The sequence below is a fragment of the Trinickia camelliae genome, from assembly GCF_053525655.1.
In genome coordinates this window covers 83,385-107,679 of record NZ_JBCHAA010000001.1, presented here as the reverse complement: position 1 = coordinate 107,679, position 24,295 = coordinate 83,385, and the positions used below count along the sequence as shown (strand labels likewise).

The window sequence follows — 24,295 nt, the reverse complement described above, 5'->3', positions numbered from 1 at the left end:
GTATTCCCGATTTGCCGATTGAGCGGCGCCGAACCGTTACTGCGTCACTTTTTCGTCGACGATCGACGCCAGCAGATTGATCAGGTCGTCGAGACATTTGAGCTGGCCCAGCTTGTCGCGCGGAACCTGCACGTTGAGCTTGCGCATGCTGGCCGAAACGACTTCGAGAATGTCGATGCTCGTCGCTCCCAGCTCCTTCATCGACTGGCGCGTGTCGATCTCCTGGTACTTCAGTTCGGGCAGCGTGCGCTTGACGAAGCCGACAATGATTTCGCGGATTTCTTGAACATCAGCCATCTGGTTGCTCCTTAGGTTGAAATCGAGTTGAAACTGAGCGATCAGCGCGCCTCGCGCTGCTGATCGGAGTAAATCCTCATGAAGGTGTCGAAGAAGTGGAATCCCTTGTCGACGGAAATCACTTCGCCGCGCACCGCATCCATGTATCCGCTGCACAAGCCGAGAATCGCGCTCGCCACGGCGCGCGGATCGAGGTAGTAGCGGTCGAGCTCGAACTCGCGCGCCTTGCCGGCGAACGCGTCGCCGAACGTGAGGCGCATCGACTCGGACTTGACCATGCCTGCTCTCACCACATTGATGCGGATGTCCTCGTCGTAGAGCCGGTAGTTCGCGTACCGGCACAGCGTTTCGAGCACGCTCTTGGACGCCGACATGAAGTCGTAGTTATGCAGGTACTGCCCCGCTCCGGCGCTCGACATCCCGATCGCGTACTTCGGATAGGCGCCGAAGGTCCGCTTGATGCGCGTGATGCCGTCGTAAAGCGGCCACGCGCTCGATTCGATCGACTGGAACAGCGCCCGTTTGCGATAGCTCTCGAAGTCGGGCACGAGCTGCGCAACCGAAACGTTCGATATCCATGCCGCAACCCGGTCGTGCTCCGCTCTGACGGCGTCGAACAGCGCCTGCGTCTCGTCTTCGTTCGCCGCGTTGCACTGGAGGATGCTCGGCGGCCGCGCGCCGATCGCCTCGAAGCGCCGGTACACGCCGTCCAGATCGGCGCTGCCGAGATGAAACGTCAGATAGCAATGCGCGCCTTCGGCCGCGAAGGCCAGCGCCGTTTCCAGCCCGATGCCGCGCGTCGCGCCCGTCACGACGACGGCTTGATTGTCGTAATCGACCAAGGTCTTCATCGCCGCCCTCTCAAGGTACCCAGTCCAGCGCGGAAGTGACCGGCAGGCAGGTTCCGTTGATGTAGGCCGCCTCGGGCTGCGCGAAAAACATCACCGCGGCGGCCACCTCGGCGGCGCTGCCGACGCGGCGCAGCGTGCTATGGGTCTCCCAGAATCGGCCGTGCACGTCGGACATGTTTTCGCGCGACATATCGGTATCGATCATGCCCGGCGCCACGACGTTGCTCGTGATGCCGCGCTTGCCATATTCCTTCGCGATGGTTCGCGACAGGCCGAGGAGCCCTGCTTTCGTCGCCGCGTAGTTCGCCTGCCCCGACAGGCCGTCCCGGCTCAGCGAGGACAGGAAGACGAAGCGGCCGAAGCGCTTCTCGAGCATCGCCGGCACGAACGCACGCGCCACATGGAAGGCGCCGGTGAGATTGACGGCCAACACGTCGGACCACTCCTCGTCCGACATCGACATCAGGAGCGCGTTGCGATTCACCCCTGCGTTCGAGACCACGACATCGACCGTGCCGAAGTCGCGCAGCACGCTGTCGGCGAACGCGTCCACCGCGGCGGAATTGCGCACGTCAAGCGGATACGCCTTGCATATGGCATCCGCCTCGATCGAGCGAGCCTGCTCGACGACGCGCTGCGCCGCCGCCTCGTTCGAGTTGTACGTAAACGCGACGCTGTGCCCGGCGGCCACGGCCTTCGCGACGATCTCGGCGCCGATGCCGCGGGAGCCGCCTGTAATGACGAAAATCATCGCGCTTCCCCCGTTTCCGGCGCTTTCAGGATCGAAACGCAATTGATGCCGCCAAAGCCGAAGGAGTTCTTCATCAAATAGCGGATCTCCAGTTCGCGGTTCGCGTGCGCGGTCACGTCGAGCGTCACCTGCGGATCGAGCTCGTCGACGTTGATCGTCCGGTGGATCTTGCCGCGCTGCATCTGCAGCACCGCCGCCACCAGCTCGACGACCGGCGCCGACCAGCACGTGTGCCCGAGCAGGCTCTTGGGCGCATTGATATGCAGATCGTGCGCGTGCTCGCCGAACACGTTCTGGATCGCCTGCAACTCGCTGAGGTCGCCTTGCGGCGTCGAGGTGGCGTGCGCGCTCACATAGTCGATCAGGGAAGGCTCGATCTGCGCGGAGCCGAGCGCTCGGCGCATCGCTTCGGCCTGCCATTCGGCCGACGGCGTCGGCAAATGACTGGCCGACGAGGTCGCCTCCGCGGCCAGGACCTGCGCGTAGTACGTCTGGCCGGCGGACCTCGCCGCCCGGCGCTTTTCCAGGACGAGCGCCCCGCCCCCGTGCGCCGGGACGAACCCTTCGCGCCGCATGTCGTACGGGCGGCTTGCCTGCTGCGGCGAATCGACGAACCCATTGAACGAGATCGCGCCGAGCAGCGCCATGCCGTGCAGCATGACCGGCGACCAGTCGAACACGGGACCGACGACGATCATCGTCTCGAGGCCGTGATGCTTCAGCTCGTCAATGGCGTTGCGCACCGCGACGTTGCCGCTCGCGCACGCCGCGCCGATCGTATAGACGGGACCATAGATGCCCAGCACCTCCGACACCGCCGCCGCATGGTCGGTGTCGAGCGTCTGCAGGCCGTACAGCGAATCGATGTAGTCGGGCTCGCGATCGAATTGCGTTCGATTGTCGAAGTCGTAGTTGACGTTGATGTTGTGTCCCGAGACGATCACGCCGATGCGCGCGGGGTCCGGCTTGCGCTCGAACAGGCCGGCGTCGGCGCAGGCGTCCACGGCCAGCGTCGTCGTGATCTTGGTGCTCCACGGCAGCTTGACGTGCAGCTTGCGCAGACGCCGCCAGACGTCGCCGGGAATCCGCCCCTCGAGCGATTGCAGCTTGGCTTCGAGATCATAGGCGCCGAGATCCGCGCCGACCTTGGAGTAGATTCGCGAAGCGTCGATCGAATGCCAGTTCGAGAGCGCGGACTTGCCCTCGTACAGCGCATCGATGAAACCGTCGAGCGTATCGCCGAGCGGCGTATTGATCGACATTCCCGTTATTACGATTTCGTCACGCTCACTCGCCAACGTACACCTCCACGATCGCAGTAGTCCGCACCGCGCCGTCACTCCCTACGATTCGGCCACCGAACACGGACAGGAATGACGACACCTCGAATGTCTTCACTTCGATATTCACCGTCTCGCCGGGCTTCACCTCGCCGGTGAATTCGGCATAAAGCACTTTGATGGCCCGCACTCGCGCCCCGGCTGCGCAGGCCTCGGCGACGCTGTCGTGCGAGGCGAGTTTCACGAGGCAAACGCCGGCTTGGGCAATCGCTTCCACGAGCAACACACCCGGATAAACGGGGTCGCCCGGAAAATGCCCGTCGAATACGAGGTCGCCGCGGCGGACCGACATCCTCGCCGCGATCGCAGTCCGATCGCGAGCGATATGCGTCAAGCCGTCGATTAACAGCATGTTTCCCCGATGCGGCAGAAGCTCTTTTACATCCACCTGAATTTCAATTGGCTGATTTAGCCTTATTGCCCGACTCTCTTTAATCCAATTATCAAGAGTTTCTCTCAACACTCTCATTCCTTATTTTTGATTTCGCGAAACTCTAACATCGCATTCGAGACGGCCAACCTATAAAAAGTACCAGTATAAGGAGGCGGAAAGCCACGCCATAATCGCCCGCCGGGACGTTGCGCGAGCGCCTGGAAGCGAGCTCGGCGAAATTGCGGGCGCAATTGGGATCTCAGTATCGCGTGCATGGCGGCAATTAATCGTTTTCGAAACCATGACGTTTCCAATGCGATATCAAAGAGGAAAAAGATGAACAAGCGAAGAGTCGTTGTCACCGGTCTTGGCGCCATTTCCCCGGTTGGGATTGGCGTCGAGGAAAACTGGTCGAATATCGTTGCCGGCCGCAGCGGGATCGGCCGGGTCACTTTTTTCGATACGACGGATTTTCCGGCGCAGATCGCAGGCGAGATCAAGGGGTTCGACGCAACCCGCTTCATTTCGGAAAAAGAGGTCCGCCATATGGACCGCTTCATTCAGCTCGGCGTCGTGGCCGGCATGGAGGCATTCGTCGACAGCGGCCTCGAAGTGACCGACGCGAACGCACACCGAATGGGCGTTCACGTCGGCTCGGGAATCGGCGGCGTCCAGACCATCGTCGATACCGCCTTCACGATGAAGGACAAGGGACCGCGGCGGGTGTCGCCGTTCTACGTGCCGTCATCGATCATCAATATGGTCGCGGGCCACCTCTCGATCCTGTACGGGCTCAAGGGGCCGAACCTCGCCATGGCGACAGCGTGCTCGACCGCGACGCACGCGATCGGCGACGCCGCCCGGCTGATCGAGTACGGCGATGCCGACGTGATGATCGCGGGCGCGGCGGAAGCGGCGATCACGGAGAGCAGCCTCGCGGGCTTTGGCCGCGCCAAGGCGCTCTCGACGCGCAACGACAGCCCCGAAACGGCGAGCCGCCCGTGGGACGCCGAGCGGGACGGCTTCGTGCTCGGCGAAGGCGCGGGCATCGTCGTGCTCGAGGAACTGGAGCACGCGCGCCGGCGCGGCGCCCGGATTTACGCGGAACTGGCCGGCTTCGGCCTGAGCGGGGACGCATTCCACATCACGAGCCCGGCGGAGAACGGGGACGGCGCGGCCCGCTGCATGCTCAATGCCCTGCGCAATGCGGGCGTCACGGCCGACAGCGTGCAATACGTCAACGCGCACGGCACGTCGACGCCGCTCGGCGATCGTGCGGAAACGGCCGCGTTGAAGGCCGCCTTCGGCGCGCACGCCAAGCACCTCGCGATCAGCTCGACGAAATCGGTGACGGGACACTTGCTGGCCGCCGCTGGCGGCGTCGAGGCGGTGTACACCGCGCTCGCTGTCCATCACCAGGTCGCGCCGCCCACCGCCAACCTGACCCGACCCGACCCGGAATGCGACCTCGATTACGTGCCCATCACCGCCCGGCACATGCCGATCGATGTCGCGCTGTCCAATTCGTTCGGCTTCGGCGGCACGAACGGCACGCTGGTGTTCCGCCGGTTCACTTGACCCGGTTTGCCCGCGCGGCCCGGCCTGCACAGCCGAGGCGGCTCGCGAGCGCCGGCCGCCAACGGGCCGCAGCGAGGCCGCCGGTTCCTAGCCGGCGGCCTCGCTGCGCGACACCATCGCCACGTTCAATTCGACGTTCAGGATCTTGACGCCGCCTGCGCCCCGCGCGAGCGCCGTCGCCTCGTAGTACTTTCCGTCGACAACGGCCCGCACCTCCACCTCGAAGCTCACCACGTCCCCAGGCCGCACCATATGGTGCAACCGGCAGCCATTGAGGCCGGCGAGCACCGGCATACGATCCGGCGCATCGCCGCTTTCCTCTTGCGGCACGGTGCCCAGAACCAAACCCACCGCTTGAGCCGCGGCCTCGACCAGGAACACGCCCGGCACGATGGGCAGTCCGGGGAAATGGCCCTGCAGATGAGGATGGGCGGCATCCCAGCAAGCCAGCGCCTCGACGCGCCACTGAGTGACGGTCGCGGCGTGCAGGAACAGCGCGTGCCCCCGATGCCGCAGGAGCTGTTCGATCGCGGCGCGATCGCAGACGATCGCGCTCGCTTGGCCGGCCTCACTGGCCGGCAACGGCAGGTTGGATTCCATCGGAGATATGTCCTTCGTGCCGGGCAGCGACTCGCGTGCCCGAAGCTTCAAACGGGTGCGACCAAGCCTTCGGAGATGGCGCGGATCACGGCTTGCCGGCGCGTTTGCACGCCGAACTTCTTGGTCAGGTTAGAGATATGAAAATTGATCGTCGCTTCCGAGCACGACAGGATGCGCGACATCTCCCAGCTCGTCTTGCCGGCCGTCACCCATCTCAGGCACTCGAGCTCGCGCGGCGTCAACGAGGTGGACGGCGGGCTGCCAGCCTGGGAACGAGAGACCTTGAGATACGATTCGCATGCGTAATCGCGCAGCATCGACAGCGAGGCTCGAATTCGCGCGTCGTTGCGAGCCTTGCCCTCCGAAGCGAGACAAAGAATGCCGGCCTGCCCCTGCGGCCCGTGGATCGGAAAGCCGATCCCCGAGCGAAGCCCGTATTGGCAGCCTTCTTCAAAGAATTCCCGCTGCCGCTCAGTGGCGAACGTTTCGGCGTCCCAGACCAGCGGGTGCATATGCTGAGTGCAATGCAATGCGATCGGGTCTATTGGGTAATAGTGCACGTCATACATGCGCTGCCAGGCCGCCGGGAAATTGGTTTGCACGAAGGCCGACCGGCATGACGCCCCTCTGGATGACTTGATGCCGAAGTAGACGTATGGAAAGTCATACTGGCGAGCCAGCTTGAAGATGGATTCCGACCATTCGTTTATATCCTTGCATTCGAGCAATTCAAGCGTCTCGTTCAAATTTTCGATTTTATCCATAAGGCACACGATATACCTTGAAGCAAGCAGCTTCAGCCCGATTTGAACGGCGAGAAAACGTTTTTGCCTCCCGCCTAATGAATGGGCTCGGTTTGCAAAGAAATCGCCGTTGGCGCTTAACTTTATCAGAGCTTTCTCAATTGAAGCGAGTTATTGCTGCACGCGAGCGGATTTCTCGCATTACCCGGCATTACCTTCGCCTGGTATATCAGAATAAATAGTATTAATGGCGCTTTTTGTCGCGATTAATGGCGTTTTTTGTCACGGCGCGTGCTTGTGCGCCTCGTTCAGCACGAACTCGATGAATGCGCTAGCCGCCCGCGTGTGATGGCGGTTGGACATATAAAGCATGTACATCCGTGTGCCGAAGATGCTCAAGCGCCACGCATCGAGCGCGGTCACGACATCGCCGCTGCGCAAGACATCCGCGACGACATAGTCCGGCACGATTCCAACGCCGAGCCCGGCAAGAATCGCCTGCCGCAAAAACAGAAAGTTCTCCGAGATCAGCGTCGGCTCGAGCAGCACCTCGTGCCGATCGTCATCGAGGTAGGCCGCCACGCGCAACTGCCGCCCCACTACCGCCGCCGTGATCACAGGCGCGGTGCGCAAGTCGTCGAGCTGGACGGGCATGCCGCGCTCGGCCGCGAAGGCCGGCGACGCGCACGCGACATAGCGCACCGGCCCCATGTCGCGCGCGACCAGGCTCTGCGGCGGCTCGGACATCACGCGCACGGCGATATCGACTTCGTCGCGCATCAGATCTTCGACGCGGTTCTCGAACATGACGTCGAGCACGATCCCAGGATGCTGCCGCTTGAACTCGATGAGCCAGCTCGACATGACGAGCTGCCCATAGCCGCTCGGCACGCTCAGGCGCACCCGTCCCTGCAAGGTCGACCCCAGCGCGGCGACCGATTCCCGCGCGGCCAGCAGCTCGTTGCGGATCGCGCGGCCATGCTCGTAGAGACGCAGGCCCGCTTCGGTCGGCTCGACGCGCCGCGTCGTGCGCCGCACGAGCTGCAAGCCCAGTGAACGCTCGAACTGGTTCAGGTGGTAGCTCACGTTCGCCCGCGTCATCTTCAAGCGCCGCGCTGCCTCGCTGAGGTTGCCGGCATCCAGGATCTCGACGAGCAAGGACAGGGAGTTCAAATCCATTGTGCGCCCGGTTGTCAAAAATTCCTTGACAGTCTGTCAATCCGATCCCGGATTGTCAATTGTGCCTAGCCACCCGACAATCGTCTCCAAAGCCACTATCGGAGACAACGCCATGCCCGACACCCCCCTCTCCCCCGACACTTCCGCTCCCGCCGTCACGCGCACGATGCACGGCAAGATCCTGCTCGTCGGCATCGACAACCCGCCCGTCAATGCGCTCGGCGTCGAGGTCCGGCGCGGCCTGCTCGCCGCGATCGAAGCCGCCGATGCCGATGCGAGCGTCGCCGCCGTGCTGATCGTCGGCGCGGGGCGCAACTTCATCGCGGGCGCCGACATCCGCGAGTTCGGCAAGCCGCCGCAGGCGCCCGCGCTCCCGGATGTCTGCAACCGCATCGAGGCGTGCAAGAAGCCGGTCGTCGCGGCGATCCATGGCGCGGCGCTCGGCGGCGGTCTCGAGATCGCGCTCGCTGCGCACTACCGGATCGCTGTCGCGAGCGCGAAGCTCGGGCTGCCCGAAGTGCAGCTCGGCCTGATGCCCGGCGCGGGCGGCACGCAGCGTGCGCCGCGTCTGATCGGCTCCGCCGCCGCGCTCGATCTGATGCTCTCCGGCCGTCACGCGAGCGGCACGGAAGCGGCGAAGCTCGGCCTCGTCGATCGCCTCGCGCAGAGCGACGATATCCTCGCCGAAGGGCTCGCCTACACGCAGGAACTGCTCGCGTCGCATGCGAGCGTGCGGCCCACTCGCGCGGCCAACGCGCTCGCCGATCGCGATGCGAGCCGCGCCGCCATCGAGGCCGCGCGCAAGGACACCGAGCGCAAATCGCGCGGCCTCTTCTCGCCGCTGAAGATCGTCGAAGCAGCCGTTGCGGCGCTCGACCTGCCGTTCGATCAAGGGCTCGCGCTCGAACGGAAGCTGTTCCTGCAATGCCTCGACAGTCCGCAGCGCGCGGGCTTGATCCACGCGTTCTTCGCCGAGCGCGAAGTCGCCAAGGCCCCTGAAACGCGCAGCGCGTCGCCGCGCGAGATCGCGCGCGTCGGCGTGATCGGCGGCGGCACGATGGGCGCGGGCATCGCGGTCGCCGTGCTCGACTCGGGCCTGCCCGTCACGATGATCGAGCGCGACGACGAAGCGCTGGCCCGAGGCCGCGCGCATGTCGAGCGCGTCTACGACGGGCTCATCGGCAAGGGCCGCATGAGCGCCGACGCGAAGGCCGCCGTGATGGCGCGCTATAACGGCAGCACGTCGTACGATGCGCTCGCCGCGGCCGATCTCGTGATCGAAGCGGTGTTCGAAGACATGGCGGTCAAGAAGGCCGTGTTCGCCGAACTCGATCGCGTCTGCAAGCCCGGCGCCGTGCTCGCGACCAACACCTCGTACCTCGACATCGACGAGATCGCCGCGAGCACCTCGCGCGCTTCCGACGTAATCGGTCTGCACTTCTTCTCGCCGGCCAACATCATGAAGCTGCTCGAAATCGTGGTGCCCGCGAAGGTCAGCGCGGACGTCGTCGCCACCGCGTTCGAGCTCGCGAAGAAGCTGCGCAAGGTGCCGGTGCGCGCGGGCGTCTGCGATGGCTTCATCGGCAACCGGATTCTCGCCGTCTACCGCACTGCCGCCGACTACCTCATGGAAGACGGCGCGTCGCCCTATCAGATCGACAGCGCGATGCGCAATTTCGGCTATCCGATGGGACCGTATCAAGTGGTCGATCTCGCGGGCGGCGACATCGGCTGGGCAGCGCGCAAACGCCGCGCGCCGACGCGCAATCCGAACGCGCGCTACGTCGAGATCGCGGACCGCCTCTGCGAGCGCGGCTGGTTCGGACAGAAAACGCAACGCGGCTTCTATCTGTACCCCGAAGGCGCGCGCACCGGCACGCCCGATCCCGAAGTCGAAGCGATCATCGACGCCGAGCGCGCGCGCGCCGGCATCACGCCGCGCAGTTTCACCGACGAGGAAATCGTGCGCCGCTTGATGGCCATCGTCATCAACGAAGGCGCGAATATCGTGCGCGAAGGCATCGCTTTGAGGCCGCTCGACGTCGACATGACGCTGCTCTACGGCTACGGTTTTCCGCGCTATCGCGGCGGCCCGATGAAGTACGCGGACACGGTGGGACTCGCGACCATCCTCGCCGACCTGCGCGCGTTCGAGAAAGAAGACGCGCTGTTCTGGAAGCCGTCGCCGCTCATCGTTGAACTCGTCGAGCGCGGCGCGGATTTCGCGAGCTTGAATCAACAATGAGTCAGCAATGACTCAGCCATAAAGGCCACCCCATGGATCTGAATTTCACTCCCGAAGAAGAAGCGTTTCGCGCCGACGTGCTGCGTTTTCTGCGCGACAAGCTGCCCGAGCGCATTTCGAGCAAGGTCAAGAACGGCAAGCGCCTGACGCGCGAAGACATGGCGCAGTGGCACGCGATCCTCAACGAGCGCGGCTGGCTCGCGAGCCACTGGCCGGCCGACCACGGCGGCCCGGGCTGGAGCGCCGTGCAGAAGTTCATCTTCGACAACGAATGCGCGCTTGCGGGCGCGCCGCGCATCGTGCCGTTCGGCGTCAACATGCTGGGCCCCGTGCTGATCAAATACGGCAACGAGGCGCAAAAGCGCTATTGGCTGCCGCGCATTCTCGACGGCTCGGACTGGTGGTGCCAGGGCTATTCGGAGCCGGGATCGGGTTCGGATCTGGCGTCGGTCCGAACCTCGGCCGTGCGCGGCATGGACGATCGAGGCGCGCACTACATCGTCAACGGCCAGAAGACCTGGACCACGCTCGGCCACTACGCGAACATGATCTTCTGCCTCGTGCGCACTGCAACTGACGTGCGCAAGCAAGAAGGCATCAGCTTCCTCTTGATCGACATGAAGACGCCCGGCGTCGAAGTGCGTCCGATCATCACGCTCGACGGCGAGCACGAGGTCAACGAGGTATTCCTCACCGACGTGCGCGTGCCCGCGGAAAACCTGATCGGCGAAGAGAACAAGGGCTGGACCTACGCGAAGTATCTGCTCACCTACGAGCGCACGAATATCGCAGGCGTGGGCTTTTCGGTTGCGGCGCTCGAACGCCTGCAGCGCATCGCCGCCACGCAGACGAAGAACGGCAAGCCGCTCGCGGACGATCCGCTCTTCGCCGCGCGTCTCGCGCGCGTGCAGATCGACCTCGAGAACATGAAGACCACCAACCTGCGCACGATCGCGCTGGCGGCCGGCGGCGGCGCTCCTGGCGCGCAAAGCTCGATGCTCAAGATTCGCGGCACCGAGATCCGCCAGGAGATCGCTTCGCTCACGCGCCGCGCGATGGGTCCCTACGCGCAGCCGTTCATCGAAGACGCGCTCGACGCAGACTACGCCGGCGAGCCGGTCGGTCCACTTGACGCCGCGAGCGCTGCGTCGAGCTATTTCAACAACCTCAAGCTGTCGATCTTCGGCGGCTCCAACGAAATCCAGAAGAACATCATCGCCAAGATGATCCTGGGACTGTGAGGGGAGAAAGGACATGAACTTCCAACACACCGAAGACCGCCGCATGCTCGCGGATACGCTCGAGCGCTTCATCGCCGGCGAATACGGCTTCGAGACGCGCGACAAGATCGCCAACTCCGATACGGGCTATAGCCCCGACCTGTGGCGGCGTTTTGCGGAATTGGGCGCGGTCGGCGCGCTCTTTAGCGAAGCCGACGGCGGCTTCGGCAGCGCCGCATTCGACATTTCCGTAGTCTTCGAAAGCCTGGGGCGCGGGCTCGTCGTCGAGCCGTTTCTCGGCACGCTGATGGCCGGCCGCGCGATCTCGTCCGCAGGCACCGACGACCAAAAGGCGCGGCTCGCGGACGTGATCGACGGCAGCGCGGTGGCGGCGTTCGCGCATGGCGAACCGGACACGCATTACGAGCCGTCGCGCGTGGTGACGCGCGCCGCCCGCGCGAGCGACGGTTGGGTGCTCTCGGGCGCAAAGGCCGTCGTCCCGCATGGCGAGCGCGCGGACTTCTTCGTCGTCTCGGCGCGCACGAGCGGCAACGTGGACGACGAAGCGGGCATCTCGCTCTTCATCGTGCCGCGCAACACGTCGGGCCTCTCGTTGCGCGGCTATCCGCTGATCGACGGCGGGCGCGCGGCCGAACTCACGTTCACCGGCACGCGTCTTGGCTCGGATGCACTGCTCGGCGCCGAAGGCGAAGCCTTTGCGACGATCGAATCCGCGCTCGGGTTCGGCGTGCTCGCGCTATGCGCGGAAGCGGTCGGCGCCATGGATGTCGCGCAGCGCGACACGCTCGAGTATCTGCGCACGCGCAAGCAGTTCGGCGTGCCGATCGGCAGCTTCCAGGCACTGCAGCATCGCATGGCCGACGTCGCGCTCGAAATCGAGCAGGCGCGCTCGGCGGTGATCAACGCGGCCGCCGCGCTCGACGGCCCGCGCCTCGTGCGCGAACGCGCGCTGTCGGCGGCGAAGGTCACGATCGGCCGCGTCGGCGCGCTCGTCGCGACCGAAGCCGTGCAACTGCACGGCGGCATCGGCATGACATGGGAGCTGCCGCTCGCCCACTACGCGAAGCGCCTCGTGATGATCGACCACCAGCTCGGCGACGAGGACCACCATCTCGCGCGCTATATCGCGCTTTCAAAACAATGAGCGTTCGTGGGGGGGACAACATGATGGCAACCGACAACAACAACGTTCACGCGCAACCGCTGCAAGGCATCCGCGTGCTCGACTTCTCGCGTGTGCTCGCTGGGCCGTGGTGCGCGATGGTGCTCGGCGATTTCGGCGCGGACGTCATCAAGATCGAACAGCCCGGCCGCGGCGACGATACGCGCGATTGGGGCTTGCGCGTCGGCGCTACGGAGACGACGTACTTCAACAGCGTGAACCGCAACAAGCGCTCGATCTGCCTCGACTTGCAAACCACCGAAGGGCAACGCATCGCGCGCGAACTGGTGAAGGAAAGCGACGTCGTCGTGCACAACTTCAAGCTCGGCGGCGCGGAAAAGCTCGGCCTCGGCTACGAGGCGCTTCGCGAGATCAATCCGAAGCTCGTCTATTGCGCGATTTCCGGCTACGACCGCACCGGGCCCGAAGCGGGACGGCCCGGCTACGACCTCGTCGTGCAAGGCGAAACGGGCTTGATGGCGATGAACGGCGAAGAACATCAGCCGCCGCTCAAATTCGGCGTCGCGGCGGTGGATCTTTTCACGGGCATGTATTCGGCGCAGGCGATTCTCGCGGCGCTCTACGAGCGCACCTCGACCGGCCGCGGACGCCGCATCGAAATGGCCCTGTTCGACTGCGGGCTGATGATCACCGCGTACTACGGGCTCGAAGCGCTCTTGCTGGAGCATGATCCGCCACGCTACGGCAACGCGCATCCGTCGATCGTGCCGTACGGCGTGTTCGACGCGGCCGATGGTCCGATCGTCATCACGGTGGGCAACAACGCACAATTCGCGCGCTTTTGTGAAGCGATCGGACGCCCCGATCTCGCGAGCGACGAGCGCTTTAAAACCAATCTCGGACGCTCGTCCAATCGCGAGGCGCTGCTGCCCGAGATTCTCGGCGAGCTCGCGCGGCGCCGTCGCGCGGATTTGCTTGCGGCGATCGGCGATGCCGGCATTCCGTGTGGCGAAGTGCTTGGGCTGCACGAGGCGCTGACGTCCGGGCGCGCGACGTCCGGCGGCATCGTTACGAAGCAGGCGCATCCGGTCGCCGGGCAAGTGGACGTGCTCGCCCCGCCCTATCGCTTCGATGGCGCGCGGCTTCCCATACGTGCCGCGCCGCCCGTGCTCGGTTCGCACACCGAGGCGGTGCTGGGCGAGTTGCTGGGGATGTCGTCGGAGGAGGTCGCCAAGCTCAAGGCGGACAAGGTCGCTTAACGCACACGTCGGGCACGCGCCGCTCATGGCCGCTTAGTGCGTCCATGAGCGGCGTTCGTAATGTGTTCGAATAAATCGACCTCTCGGATCGACGTTCAAGCCCCCGCCAACCTGAACGACGCCACCACCGCCTCCAGCTGACGCGCCTGCTCTTCGAGCGATCCGGCCGCCGCCGCGGCCTGCTCGACGAGTGCCGCATTCTGCTGCGTCACCTGCTCCATCTGCGCAACAGCCTGGCCGATCTGCACGATCCCGCTCGCCTGCTCCTCCGATTCCGCCGAGATCTCCTGCACGATGCCGGCCACGCGCCGCACCGCCTCGACCGTTTCGTCGATCGACGCACCCGCTCGCGCCACCAGCGAATTGCCCGACTGGACCTTGGTGATCGAGTCGTCGATCAAGGTCTTGATCTCGCGCGCCGCGCTCGCGCTGCGCTGCGCGAGCGCGCGCACCTCGCCGGCGACCACCGCGAAGCCGCGCCCCTGTTCGCCGGCCCGCGCGGCTTCGACCGCCGCGTTCAGCGCAAGGATGTTGGTCTGGAACGCGATGCCGTCGATCGTGCCGATGATGTCGGCCATCCGCGCCGAACTGCTGCTGATGTCGTTCATCGTCGTCACCACCCCGCGCACCACGTCACCGCTCTTCATCGCGATTTCCGCCGCGTCACTGGCGAGCGAGCTGGCCTGACGGGCGCTCTGGGCGTTGAGCGTGACCGTCTCGGTCAGCTCTTTCATGCTGGCCGACGTCTGCTCCAAGGCCGCCGATTGCTCCTCGGTGCGCGACGACAAGTCCATGTTCCCCGCGGCAATTTCGTGCGCGCTGATGTTCACCGAACCGGAGCTGTCGAGAACCCGGCGCATCGTGCCCGTGAGCCCTTCCTTCATGCGCGCGATCGCGGCGTGCAGCCGGCCCACTTCGTTGTTGCCCGCGCTCGCGATGGCGATGGTCAGGTCGCCGTCCGCGACTTGGTCGAGGAGGCTCGCCGCCTCGGTCAGCGGCGTCAAGACGAGCCGCCGCAGCGCAAAATGCACCGCCACGATCAAGGCGAGCGCGAGCAGCACGCCGAGCACCACCAGCTTGAGAATCAGCTCGTAGCGCGCGTCGCCGAGATCCGTTTCGGCCTGGGCCAGCGCGTTGGCCTGCTTCTGAAAGCGCTCGAGCGCGTTCGAGTAGGCGACGCCGGTGTCCGTCACGTCCTTGTCGTTGAGCGCCACGTAGCCGGCCGTATCGTTGGCGCGCAAAAGATCGATGGCGTGCTGCACGACCTGCATGTGCGTGCGGGCCGCCTGCACGATGGTCTCCTGCAGGGCTTCATCGCGCCCTTCGAAACGCGGCGCTTCGGTAAAGGCCTGGAACTCCGCCATCGAGGTCTTGAGCTTGCCCTGCGCGCTGTCGAGTGCCTTGCTGTCCGGCGGCGAGCCCGGTTGCTCGCGCGCCGAACTGTAGGCACGCCCGAGGCCGGCGCGCGAGCGCTGCATATCCTTGTACGCGTCGTTGAGCTGGATGCATTGCGCCGAGATCGCGTGGACGCGCGTCGTCGATTGGTTCGAGGTGTGCAGTGAAACGATGCCTGCCACTCCGCCGACGACGATCATCGCCGCAAAAACCGCGAGGATGACGAGCAGCCCCGTGCGTATGCCTACGTTTTTCATGGTGCGCTTTCAGACGGGAAGGGATGATTCGACGTCGACGATCTCAACCCACTTCAGGCCGAGCAGGCGGGTTCACCCTGTTTAACGGCAGCGCGCAGGAATTCTTCAGCCCGCCTGAAACTCCCCAGGCAAGAACGCAAACGGCTTGGCAATCCGGTTCCAGGTATTGATCTGCGCGACGATCAGGGTGAGGTTCGCCAGTTCCGCTTTGCTGAAGTGCTCATACATGCTCTCGACCAATTCGTCGTCGATCTGGTCTTCCGTCAACAGCGTGACGGCATCGGCCCAGCGCAGCGCGGTGCGTTCCTTGTCGGAATAGAACGGCGTCTCCTGCCAAACCGGCAGCGAGTACAAACGCATGGCACCTTCGCCTGCATGAATGCCTTCCTTGTAATGCCGATCCAGACAATATGCACAGCCATTCAATTGCGACACGCGATAGCGGATCAATTCGACCAGCTTCATATCGAAGCCGCAGCCATTGACGTACGACTCCACCGTCAGCACCGCTTCGATCAGCTTGGCCGGCAACTCGGAAAACGAAATACGTTCTTTCATGACGATCAACCCCTTTGCGTTTGTTGAATATCGCGCCGATAGGCACTGCTATGCACTGCTACATCGGCAAGCGATTCTAGGGGTCACAACGTCGATTCAAAGGTGGGGCTGCTGTATACCGGGAATGGCGTGACAATCGCGCGGAAATCAGTCATGCGGAATGCCCGAAACATCAATTCGAAGACTCGGACGGCGTCGAAGGCGTGGAAGACGTGGAAGGCCCCGTGCCGACCGTAGCCAGCGCTCCATCCGTCACATACGGCACGATGCCGAGCGCCCGGATCTTTGCGACCGTATCGCGTGCGCATGCCGCATCGCTCGGCGCGCAATAGTCGATCGACAGCACCGGCAAATGGTATTGCTCGCGAATCGTCTTGGCCTGCGCGAGCAGCCACTCGCGATCCGCCTCCGGCACCTCGACATAGCGTTGATGCGCCTGATCCCAGCCTTGATACAGCGACTCGAACGCCACCGCATACACGAGGTCGTGCACTTGCGGCAGGATCTCGAAGCCGCGATTGAAGATCAGCTTCGCCTCCGGATAACGCGCTTTGATCGCGCGCACGACAGCGACGAGCCCGGCTTGCTGCCGCGTGCGCTCAGCATCGGTACGCGCGAAGAGCTGGTAGGAATCGAGCGTGTCGAGAAAGAAACCACGATAGCCGGCATCCCACAGCGGCGCGATCACATGCTTCACGTAGAAAGCGGGCCACTCCGGATGGCTCTGGTCGATCACGCGCGAGGCCCACGCCTCGTTGTGTCCGGCTAGCCAGCGCTTGGGCAGCGCCGCGTAATAGCGGCGCGACGGCAGCACTTCGCCGACGCTCGCATACGCGAACCATATGGTGTGTGTGAGGCGATGCGCGCCCGGCTCGAAGCCGCTGTCCGGCTCGATCACCGCGACATCGAACGCCGACAATGGCTCGACCGGCGGATTCCTGCCGTAGTAAAGCGCAAACGATTCAAGGGGCGCGGCGGCGGGCGTTTGGGCCCCTGCGGAGCTGATCGCGAGCGCCGAGGCGAGACAGGCCAGCAAGGATTTGAGCATCGGATAAGGCGACGATGGGGCCGCGCGCCGTGTCTAAAGTTGAAGAGCGCCTATCGTAATGAAGAAACGTGGGAGCGCCTAGGTGGAGCGACCAAATCGCATGCCCCAAACAAAAAGAGCCTGGGAACGCGAGTTCCCAGGCTTCAAGACCACCAACGAAAATGTGGTGGAGGAGACAACGTCCTCTCGAAGCGTTGCCGCATCTTTAGCGGCAACGCCCGGAATGCGTATTTAGATCGCCCAGCCTCCGAGGTAGAAGGCGACCAGCACAGCCGCGATCACCACGGTGCCGACATTGAGCTTGCGGAATTCGCCGCTCACCACGCGGCCGATCACGAGCGTCGAGAAGCCGAGCATGATGCCCGTCACGATGTTGGCGGTCAGCACGATGAACACGGCGCAGACGAGACCCGACATCGCATCGACCATGTCGTCCATGTGCAGCTTGCTCACGCTCGACAGCATCATGAGGCCCACGTACATCAGCGCCGGGGCGGTCGCATACGACGGCACGAGGCCCGCGAGCGGCGAGAAGAACATCACCACCAGGAACAGCAGGCCGACCACTGCAGCAGCGAGACCCGTCTTCGCACCGGCGGCCACGCCGACCGTCGATTCGATGTAAGCCGCCGCCGGCGCGCCGCCGAGGAAACCCGAGAAGATCGAGCTCAGCGAATCGGCCGTCAGCGCGCGGCCGCCGTTGATGATGCGGCCGTTCTCGTCGAGCTGGCCCGCCTGCCCCGCCACGGCGCGGATCGTGCCGGTCGCGTCGAACACGGCGGTCATCACGAGCGCCAGCACGCTAGGCAGCACGGCGAGCGAGAGCGCACCCTTGATGTCCATCGCGCCGATCAGCGACGCATGGCCCGGCGCGGAGAGCGACGGCAGCGCGAAGAAGCCGTGGAATTTCACGTCCGGATCGAACGCGACGCCGGCCGCCGAAATCGCGATCACGACGAGCAGGATCGAGCCCGGCACGCGGCGGCGGATCAAGCCGAAGATCGCCGCGAGGCCGATCACCGACATGATCACCGGGAACGACGTGACGTGGCCGAGCGACACCGGCAGGCCAGCGCCCGGGTTCTTGACGACGAGACCCACGTCGTTCGAGGCGATCAACAACAGGAACAGGCCAATGCCGATCCCCGTGCCGTGCGCGATGCCCGCGGGCAAATTGCGCAGAATCCACGACCGCACGCCGGTGACGGAAATGCCCGTGAATACGAGGCCCATCAGGAACACGGCGCCAAGCGCCACGGTCGGATGCAGCCCCTTGCCGAGCACGAGGCCGAACGCGGTAAACGCGGTGAGCGAAATCGCGCAGCCGATCGCGATCGGCAGCTTCGCCCACAGGCCCATCAACAGCGACCCGAAGGCCGTCGTGAGACACACGGCGACGAACACGGCGCTCGTGTCGAAGCCGGCTTTGCCGAACATGCCCGGCACGACGAACACCGAATACACCATCGCCAGAAACGTGGTGACGCCCGCGACGATTTCCTGACGCTGCGTGCTGCCACGCGAGGAAATGCCGAAGTATCGATCGATGAATCCCTTGGTGCCGAAGTCGCTTTCCGCGCCGACGCCGACGACCGGCTGCGCCTGGGTATCACTCATGAGCTTGCTCCTTTATCAGCGTGCTGAAACGGCCGCGCTAGTCGGACCGTCATCAGGTTTGTCTCGAATCTAATTGAGTTAGAGGCTTAGGCTTGTCAGCAACGTCTTGAGGACGGGCGAGTCGTTGTGCGTCTCGTCGTTTCAGATGCGTCGGCTGCTTTTTCGCGCTGTACGACGCGCTTTTCTATCAGCCTCGCCATTTGCACTTTGCCGTAGCGAAGGTTAGGCGAACGCGACATCACGTCCCATCGGGCCAGGAGCATGCAGCGCATGTCGTAGCGCTTATATCGGCGTCAAACCGTGCTTCGTCGTCGCGCACCGCGTGTATACGCTTAGTGTGGATCTGTTAAGGCGAATATTTGAGCGTTGGATTAACGAGGGCTTTTCAAGCCCGGCAAGGGCCGAATCTTACGATAAGCCGACGAAAGCGTCTAACCAATAGCGGGGGGAGCGATGCTTGAAGAGGGAAGCGCTGCTACGGGACGAGTGTCCGAAGCGAAGGAAAGATGGCTGCCGCCAAGCGGTGGCGGCGAGCCTCGCGCCAGTGAAACCGGCGCGCAGACAGTGTGGCGACGCGGGACGCTATCGAGGCATCCCGCTGCCGCCCTTGCCGCCTTATTGGCCGAAGAAGGTCGGCTTCATGCCGTCGTTCGACACGGGACGAGCCGCGCCCGACTGCGACATGCCGCCGACTGCCGGGCCGTAGCCCGTCTTGACCGGCTGAGTCTGGTTGTCCGCCGCGGCGATCTTCGCATCGACGGCCTGGATGTCGGCGGGGTACGTGAGGTTGTCATTGGCGTTGTAGCCGGCCTTCTGCGCTTCGACCAGCTGTGCACGCACTTCTGCGCGCGTGACCGGCGCGTCCGATTGTTGCGCGAACGAAGCGAGCGGAGCGGAAAGCAGGACGGCGGCAGCGGCGACGGCAAACAGTTGGGTCTTCATGATTTTTACCTCGAAAATCGATTTATGAACCGCTTCGAACACGATGTCCTTGGCGAATGAGTCAAGGATAGGCGTTGAAACGAACGGTAAAAATCCCTGAGTCGACAAGAAACCTTTTCATTGCGCGAAAGAATGTCCATCGCGTCAGCGCGCTGACAGGTTCGCGCCATCTGGCGGCCCGATACCCCGCTCCGGCGTGTGGGAATGGCTTTCAGGCGGTGATCATGGGCGGGATAGCGGCGACCAGCGCGTCGATCGCATAGCGGGTTTTCAGCGGTAAATAGCGCGTTTGCGGCCAGACCACATGGATCTCCTGCGGCGGCTGGATACAGCGCTCCATGACCGCCACCAGTTCGCCGCTTTTAACGTAGTGGTTAAGCAACCAGCAAGGCAGGGATGCGAGCCCCAGGCCGGCGAACTCGTTCCGAACGAACACCCAAGCCTCGTCGTGCCGCTCGTTTGTCAAACAGCGCGCCGGGCGGGTATTGTCGAGTCCTTTTTCTAAGTCCGTTGACCGCTTGACCCTCACGTAACGTAAGGCCCCAGCCTTCAAGCGTGCAGAACAAGGAGAAACCGATGTTGCTCAAAGTAGGCGAACTCGCCAAGCGGTCAGGCTTGACCGTGCGGACCCTTCACCACTACGACGACATCGGCCTGCTCACGCCTTCTGCCCGCTCCGAAAGCGGCTACCGCCTCTACGACAAGGCCGACATCGCCCGCCTGCATCAGATCCAGGCATTGCGGCGGTTCGGCATGTCGCTCGCCGATATCGGAGCGTTCCTGGCGGGCCCCGGCTCCCCTCTCGCATCGATCGTCGAGCGGCAATTGAGCATGCTCAAAAGCCAAATCGAGCAAGCGGCCAGACTGCATGAGCGTCTGTCTCGCTTGCGCGATCAATTGGCATGCGGGGAAGAGCCGGAGCTCGCCGAATGGCTAACGACTCTGGAATCGATGACCATGTACGACAAATACTTCACCGAAGACGAAATCAAACAGCTCCCCCTGCTCGACGCGAGCACGCATCAAGCGGCCGAATGGCGCGCTCTTGTGGACGAGGTGCGAGACGCGATGCAGCGCAACGTCGCGCCGCGCGAGCCGGAAGCCCAGGCGCTCGGCAAGCGCTGGATGACGCTGCTGGAACGCGACACGAACGCCGACCCGATCCTGGTCGCCAAGCTCGACCAGATGCATCTGAACGAGCCGTCGCTGCACGATCGCATCGGCATTTCGCCCGAGGTGAGGACCTACATCCTCGAAACGAATCAGGAGACCAAGCTCGCCGTCTTCGAGCGCTATTTGACGCCCGACGAAATGCGCTTCGTGCGCGCGAACTACGGCAAGCGCATGCACGAGTGGCCGCCGCTGATCGGCGAAGTGCGGGCGGAATTGAAGAAAGGCACCGCGCCCGACGATCCGAAAATGCAGCAGCTGGCGTTGCGCTGGCTCGATCTGTTCCGCTCGTACGCAACCGACAACCCCGAGACGCACGCCAAGATTCGCCTCGCGCTCGAGCGCGAACCGGACTTGCGCTCGGCCTGGATCGATGCGGAATTTCGCGAGTTTCTGCGCAAAGCAATGATGGCGTTGAAACCCGTGTGACACCTCATTGATGCCTAATTGACGCCTAAATCAGCTAGGCAACCCCGGCATATTCACCCCGAACGTCTGCAGCACGAGAACCAAGTTCAGCGCCAACACGCCGGCCGCGGCGACCGTCGCCGTCGCGGCCAACAGCACCGAACTGCGGTGCTCGCCCATCACATTGCGCCGGCAGCTGAACCACACGAGCGCCGCCATCGGAAACGGCAGCGCCAGACTCAGCACGACCTGGCTGATGACGAGCGCGCGCGTCGCGTTCACGCCCATCGCCACGACCACGATGCTCGGCACCATCGTGATGACTCTTCGCAGCCAGAGCGGAATCTGAAAGCCGACGAAGCCCTGCATGATCATCTGCCCCGCCATGGTCCCGACGACCGAGCTCGAAATGCCCGAGGCGATCAGCGCGAGCAGGAAGATCCCCGCCGCACCGATGCCGAGCAGCGGCGCGAGCGTGTGATACGCCGTCTGAATTTCGGCGACCTCCGGGTGACCCGCATGAAACGCGGCCGACGCCATGATCACCATCGCGATGTTGATGAGCCCGGCGACCGTCAGTGCGATCACGACTTCGATATCGGAGAACTTGACGAGCGTGCGCTGCTCGTCGGGCGTGTGCGCGATCGCGCGGTTCTGCGTGAGCCCCGAATGGAGAAACAGCGCGTGCGGCATCACCGTCGCTCCGATGATGCCGACGGCGATCATCACCGCGTCGGAGTCGGGCAGATGCAACGAAAACATGCCGCCGAACACGCCATGCCACGCCACCTTCGTGATGAACAGCTCGGCGACATACGAGAGCCCGATGATGCCGACCAGCGCGCCGATCGCGAGTTCGAGCGGTCTGAAGCCGGCCTTCTCGAACAAGAGGAGCACATAGGTGACGATCGCCGTGATGATCATGCCGGCGACGAGCGGCACGTGGAACAGCAGCGAGAGGCCGATCGCGCCGCCGAGGAACTCGGCGAGATCGGTCGCCATGGCGGCGATTTCGCTCACGCCCCACATCAGCAGCACGAGGGGCATCGGGAAGTACGCGCGGCACAGTTCGGCGAGGTTCTTGCCGGTGACGATGCCGAGCTTCGCCGAGAGCGACTGGAACAGCATCGCGACGACATTCGCGACCAGCACGACCCACAACAGCGCATAGCCGTAGCGCGCGCCCGCCTGGATGTTGGTCGCGAAGTTGCCCGGGTCCATGTAGGCCACCGACACGACCACCGCCGGCCCCGCCAGCGGCACGATCACCGACCACCCCGTGCGGCGCCCTTCCAGCACTTCTCGAATCGCGAGCCTGGTGCGCGCCGTTATCGTCGTCGGCGCCTGGTCGTCGCGAACGCGTCCATCCATCCTTCACCTCGCGCGGTTGCGCGCGGCATGCCGAGCGGGGTCCGCATGACCCCGTCCGCGCCGCGTCGCGGAACTATGGAAGCATAGCGTTTGCCGTAGTTTTTTTCCCGGCGCGCGTACATGAGCCGGGCGCGCCGCGCGTGCCGAACGCTATGAGCGCTCGCCGATTTTGTCGATCGAAATGCCCAACTCCGCGGCCATATGCTCGACGAGGGCCTGCAGCCGCTCCACTTCGGCGGCCAGGCGCTTTTGCTCGCTCTTGAGCGCATCGAATTCGTCGAGCGAGATGGCCGCATCGGCGACGCCGCCCGGCGCCGCATCGCCCGCAGCGAAGCTCACGGGCGCGCTCACCTCGCCGCACAGCAGATGCGCCCAGCGGCTTTCGCGCTCGCCGGGCGCACGCGCCAGCTTGACGACAAGCGGAGGCTCGCGCTCCGCGAGTTCCTCCAGAAACGCCTCGGCCGACGAGGCGTCGGCGAACCCGTGCAGACGCGCCGAGTTCAGCCGCAGCTCGGCCGCGGTCTGCGGACCGCGCAGCATCAGCACCGTCAGCAACGCGGCGGCCTGGCTCGGAATGCCGAGCACGCGATTCAGGTTGTGCTCGAAACGCGGCACGCGGCTGCTGCTGCCTTCGAACACCAGGCTCAGGTGCTTGAGATCTTCGATCGCGTTGAGCACTTCGGCGTCGGTTACGTTCATCACCGGCGCGCGCGCCGTCTTTTGGTTGCAGCCCGACGTGAGCGAGTTGAGCGACAGCGGGTAGGTATCGGGCACCGTGTGCTGCTTTTCGACCAGCACGCCCAGCACGCGCACCTCCAGCGGGCTCAGGATGCGAATCGATCGCGGCGGGGAAACTTCGGGAGTGGAATTCATAGGTCTCGTGCGGGTTCGCAGGTCAAATCGTGGGTTTAATCGTGGGTCTAAGCGCGGATTCAATCATGGGGTTTGATCATACGCGCGTACGACGCGATCATCGTCGCGAGTTCCTGCGCGGCGGGCGTGAGCGGCACGCTCGCGCGCTGCAGCACGCAAACGTTCGATAGCGCCGCGCGCTCGTCGATCGCGATCGACGCGAGCGCGCCGCCAAACAGACCGTGCCGCGTGACGATCGACGGCTCCAGCGACAGCCAGTCCGTCTCGACGACGAGGTGCAGCGTGTCGAGCAGCGCCTCGGTCGTCGCGACGATGCGCGGCGGCGGCAGGCCGTTCCTCGCGAACAGGTCCATCAACCGGTTCGGAGGCGCATTCGATGCATTCGGCGCTCGCGTGCCGATCCACTCGCAGTCGGCGAGCTCGGCAAGCGAGCGCGCGTGGCGCAGCGGGTGATCGTGTCGGCACACCACGACCGGATCGGACGCGTAGATCGTCGTCACGGCGAGATCGTGCGTGTCGGTGTTCGGCGCGACGAGCGCGACCGCGAAATCGAGCGTGCCGTCGCGCAGCCACGAAATCATCTTGCGCGACGTGCCGCTCACCAGATGCACCCGAACTTTGTCGAAGCGCGCACGGTATTGCGTGAGCACGGGCGCGAGCGTGTCGATCATCGGCTCGGCGCTCATGCCGAACGCCACGCTGCCCTCGTAGTCGCCGCGTAACTGCCGCATCTCTTCTTCGGTGCGCTCGCACTCGCCGAGAATCGAGCCCGCACGCGCCAGCAGCCGTTCGCCGTAGACGGTCAGCGCGATGCCGCGATTCGTGCGCGTAAAAAGCGGCGCGCCGAGTTCCACTTCGAGATTCTGCAGTTGCTGCGTGACGCTGCTTTGCGCAAGGTCGAGCGCGCGCGCCGCGCCGCGCAGGCTGCCGTGCTTGGCGACGGCGGAGAAGATGCGCAATTGGGCGAGGGTCAGGGCCATGGGCGGGTTGTCGGGGGCAATCGCGGGGTGATCGGTAAAAACGATCATGATAGCCGCGACGGCACTTCGCGGCGGCACGGAGGGGCCCTACGATGG

At 64.3% G+C, this 24,295-nt stretch carries 22 protein-coding genes and 1 pseudogene; 6 read left to right on the top strand and 17 right to left on the bottom strand.

Translation table 11 applies throughout. The features are described 5' to 3' along the window. Positions 1-36 precede the first annotated feature (36 nt). Genes AAHK20_RS00520 through AAHK20_RS00500 form a run of 5 tightly spaced genes read right to left on the bottom strand, consistent with a single transcriptional unit; the run spans position 37 to position 3,702 of the window. Positions 37-297: a phosphopantetheine-binding protein gene (locus tag AAHK20_RS00520; RefSeq protein WP_449179471.1), complete on the bottom strand. Its 261-nt coding sequence runs from the start codon at positions 295-297 to the stop codon at positions 37-39. A gap of 41 nt (positions 298-338) precedes the next feature. Next, positions 339-1,148, bottom strand: coding sequence for an SDR family oxidoreductase (locus AAHK20_RS00515; RefSeq protein ID WP_449179470.1), 810 nt, complete (start codon positions 1,146-1,148; stop codon positions 339-341). Positions 1,149-1,158: 10 nt separating this feature from the next. Next, positions 1,159-1,899, bottom strand: coding sequence for an SDR family oxidoreductase (locus AAHK20_RS00510; RefSeq protein ID WP_449179469.1), 741 nt, complete (start codon positions 1,897-1,899; stop codon positions 1,159-1,161). Beyond that, entirely contained in the window at positions 1,896-3,239 is a 1,344-nt protein-coding gene (locus tag AAHK20_RS00505) for a beta-ketoacyl-[acyl-carrier-protein] synthase family protein (RefSeq protein WP_449179468.1), read from the bottom strand. The genes AAHK20_RS00510 and AAHK20_RS00505 overlap by 4 nt, the downstream gene beginning before the upstream one ends. Next, positions 3,187-3,702, bottom strand: coding sequence for a 3-hydroxyacyl-ACP dehydratase FabZ family protein (locus tag AAHK20_RS00500; RefSeq protein WP_449179467.1), 516 nt, complete (start codon positions 3,700-3,702; stop codon positions 3,187-3,189). Before AAHK20_RS00500 ends, AAHK20_RS00505 begins: the two co-directional genes overlap by 53 nt. Before the next feature lie 246 nt (positions 3,703-3,948). On the opposite strand from AAHK20_RS00500, the gene fabF reads away from it, so the two are divergent. After that, entirely contained in the window at positions 3,949-5,190 is a 1,242-nt protein-coding gene (gene fabF, locus AAHK20_RS00495) for a beta-ketoacyl-ACP synthase II (protein WP_449179466.1), read from the top strand. Positions 5,191-5,277: 87 nt separating this feature from the next. Here fabF and AAHK20_RS00490 read toward each other — a convergent pair whose 3' ends face one another. The 3 genes from AAHK20_RS00490 to AAHK20_RS00480 form a co-directional block, all read right to left on the bottom strand. Next, positions 5,278-5,790: a 3-hydroxyacyl-ACP dehydratase FabZ family protein gene (locus tag AAHK20_RS00490; protein WP_449179465.1), complete on the bottom strand. Its 513-nt coding sequence runs from the start codon at positions 5,788-5,790 to the stop codon at positions 5,278-5,280. Positions 5,791-5,837: 47 nt separating this feature from the next. After that, on the bottom strand, positions 5,838-6,554 hold the full coding sequence (locus AAHK20_RS00485; RefSeq protein WP_449179464.1) for an autoinducer binding domain-containing protein: 717 nt from the start codon (positions 6,552-6,554) through the stop codon (positions 5,838-5,840). A gap of 261 nt (positions 6,555-6,815) precedes the next feature. Continuing rightward, positions 6,816-7,712 carry a LysR family transcriptional regulator gene (locus tag AAHK20_RS00480; protein WP_449179463.1) on the bottom strand — a complete coding sequence of 299 codons (897 nt, stop codon included), beginning with the start codon at positions 7,710-7,712 and terminating at the stop codon, positions 6,816-6,818. A 112-nt stretch (positions 7,713-7,824) separates the two neighbouring features. On the opposite strand from AAHK20_RS00480, the gene AAHK20_RS00475 reads away from it, so the two are divergent. The 4 genes from AAHK20_RS00475 to AAHK20_RS00460 are packed head-to-tail and all read left to right on the top strand — an operon-like array spanning position 7,825 to position 13,580. Beyond that, the gene (locus AAHK20_RS00475; RefSeq protein ID WP_449179462.1) at positions 7,825-9,957 is read left to right on the top strand and encodes a 3-hydroxyacyl-CoA dehydrogenase NAD-binding domain-containing protein; all 2,133 of its coding nucleotides are present in this window, start codon (positions 7,825-7,827) and stop codon (positions 9,955-9,957) included. Between the two features lie 32 nt (positions 9,958-9,989). After that, complete coding sequence (locus AAHK20_RS00470) at positions 9,990-11,198, top strand: acyl-CoA dehydrogenase family protein (protein ID WP_449179461.1); 1,209 nt, start codon at positions 9,990-9,992, stop codon at positions 11,196-11,198. 13 nt (positions 11,199-11,211) lie between these two features. After that, positions 11,212-12,342, top strand: a complete 1,131-nt coding sequence (locus tag AAHK20_RS00465) for an acyl-CoA dehydrogenase family protein (RefSeq protein ID WP_449179460.1) — start codon at positions 11,212-11,214, stop codon at positions 12,340-12,342. A 23-nt stretch (positions 12,343-12,365) separates the two neighbouring features. Next, positions 12,366-13,580 (top strand): CaiB/BaiF CoA transferase family protein, encoded by a 1,215-nt coding sequence (locus AAHK20_RS00460; RefSeq protein ID WP_449179459.1) that lies wholly within the window; start codon positions 12,366-12,368, stop codon positions 13,578-13,580. A gap of 95 nt (positions 13,581-13,675) precedes the next feature. On the opposite strand, the gene AAHK20_RS00455 is transcribed toward AAHK20_RS00460, so the two are convergent. The 6 genes and pseudogenes from AAHK20_RS00455 to AAHK20_RS00430 form a co-directional block, all read right to left on the bottom strand. After that, entirely contained in the window at positions 13,676-15,232 is a 1,557-nt protein-coding gene (locus tag AAHK20_RS00455; RefSeq protein ID WP_449179458.1) for a methyl-accepting chemotaxis protein, read from the bottom strand. Positions 15,233-15,337: 105 nt separating this feature from the next. Further along, on the bottom strand, positions 15,338-15,790 hold the full coding sequence (locus AAHK20_RS00450) for a carboxymuconolactone decarboxylase family protein (RefSeq protein ID WP_449179457.1): 453 nt from the start codon (positions 15,788-15,790) through the stop codon (positions 15,338-15,340). Between the two features lie 172 nt (positions 15,791-15,962). Next, positions 15,963-16,838, bottom strand: a complete 876-nt coding sequence (locus tag AAHK20_RS00445) for an endo alpha-1,4 polygalactosaminidase (protein ID WP_449179456.1) — start codon at positions 16,836-16,838, stop codon at positions 15,963-15,965. A 231-nt stretch (positions 16,839-17,069) separates the two neighbouring features. After that, a complete protein-coding gene (locus tag AAHK20_RS00440; protein WP_449179455.1) occupies positions 17,070-18,455 on the bottom strand; it encodes an NCS2 family permease in 1,386 nt (461 codons plus the stop codon). Between the two features lie 615 nt (positions 18,456-19,070). Then, the gene (locus tag AAHK20_RS00435; protein ID WP_449179454.1) at positions 19,071-19,397 is read right to left on the bottom strand and encodes a DUF4148 domain-containing protein; all 327 of its coding nucleotides are present in this window, start codon (positions 19,395-19,397) and stop codon (positions 19,071-19,073) included. A 211-nt stretch (positions 19,398-19,608) separates the two neighbouring features. After that, positions 19,609-19,812 (bottom strand): annotated as a pseudogene (locus AAHK20_RS00430) (LysR substrate-binding domain-containing protein); the annotation flags it as partial. A 161-nt stretch (positions 19,813-19,973) separates the two neighbouring features. On the opposite strand from AAHK20_RS00430, the gene AAHK20_RS00425 reads away from it, so the two are divergent. Then, positions 19,974-20,996, top strand: coding sequence for a MerR family transcriptional regulator (locus AAHK20_RS00425; protein WP_449179453.1), 1,023 nt, complete (start codon positions 19,974-19,976; stop codon positions 20,994-20,996). Positions 20,997-21,026: 30 nt separating this feature from the next. Here AAHK20_RS00425 and AAHK20_RS00420 read toward each other — a convergent pair whose 3' ends face one another. The 3 genes from AAHK20_RS00420 to AAHK20_RS00410 form a co-directional block, all read right to left on the bottom strand. Continuing rightward, positions 21,027-22,346 (bottom strand): Nramp family divalent metal transporter, encoded by a 1,320-nt coding sequence (locus AAHK20_RS00420; protein WP_449179452.1) that lies wholly within the window; start codon positions 22,344-22,346, stop codon positions 21,027-21,029. Positions 22,347-22,496: 150 nt separating this feature from the next. Continuing rightward, positions 22,497-23,219 carry a YceH family protein gene (locus tag AAHK20_RS00415; RefSeq protein WP_449179451.1) on the bottom strand — a complete coding sequence of 241 codons (723 nt, stop codon included), beginning with the start codon at positions 23,217-23,219 and terminating at the stop codon, positions 22,497-22,499. Positions 23,220-23,278: 59 nt separating this feature from the next. Then, positions 23,279-24,199 carry a LysR substrate-binding domain-containing protein gene (locus AAHK20_RS00410; protein ID WP_449180033.1) on the bottom strand — a complete coding sequence of 307 codons (921 nt, stop codon included), beginning with the start codon at positions 24,197-24,199 and terminating at the stop codon, positions 23,279-23,281. Between the last annotated feature and the right edge of the window lie 96 nt (positions 24,200-24,295).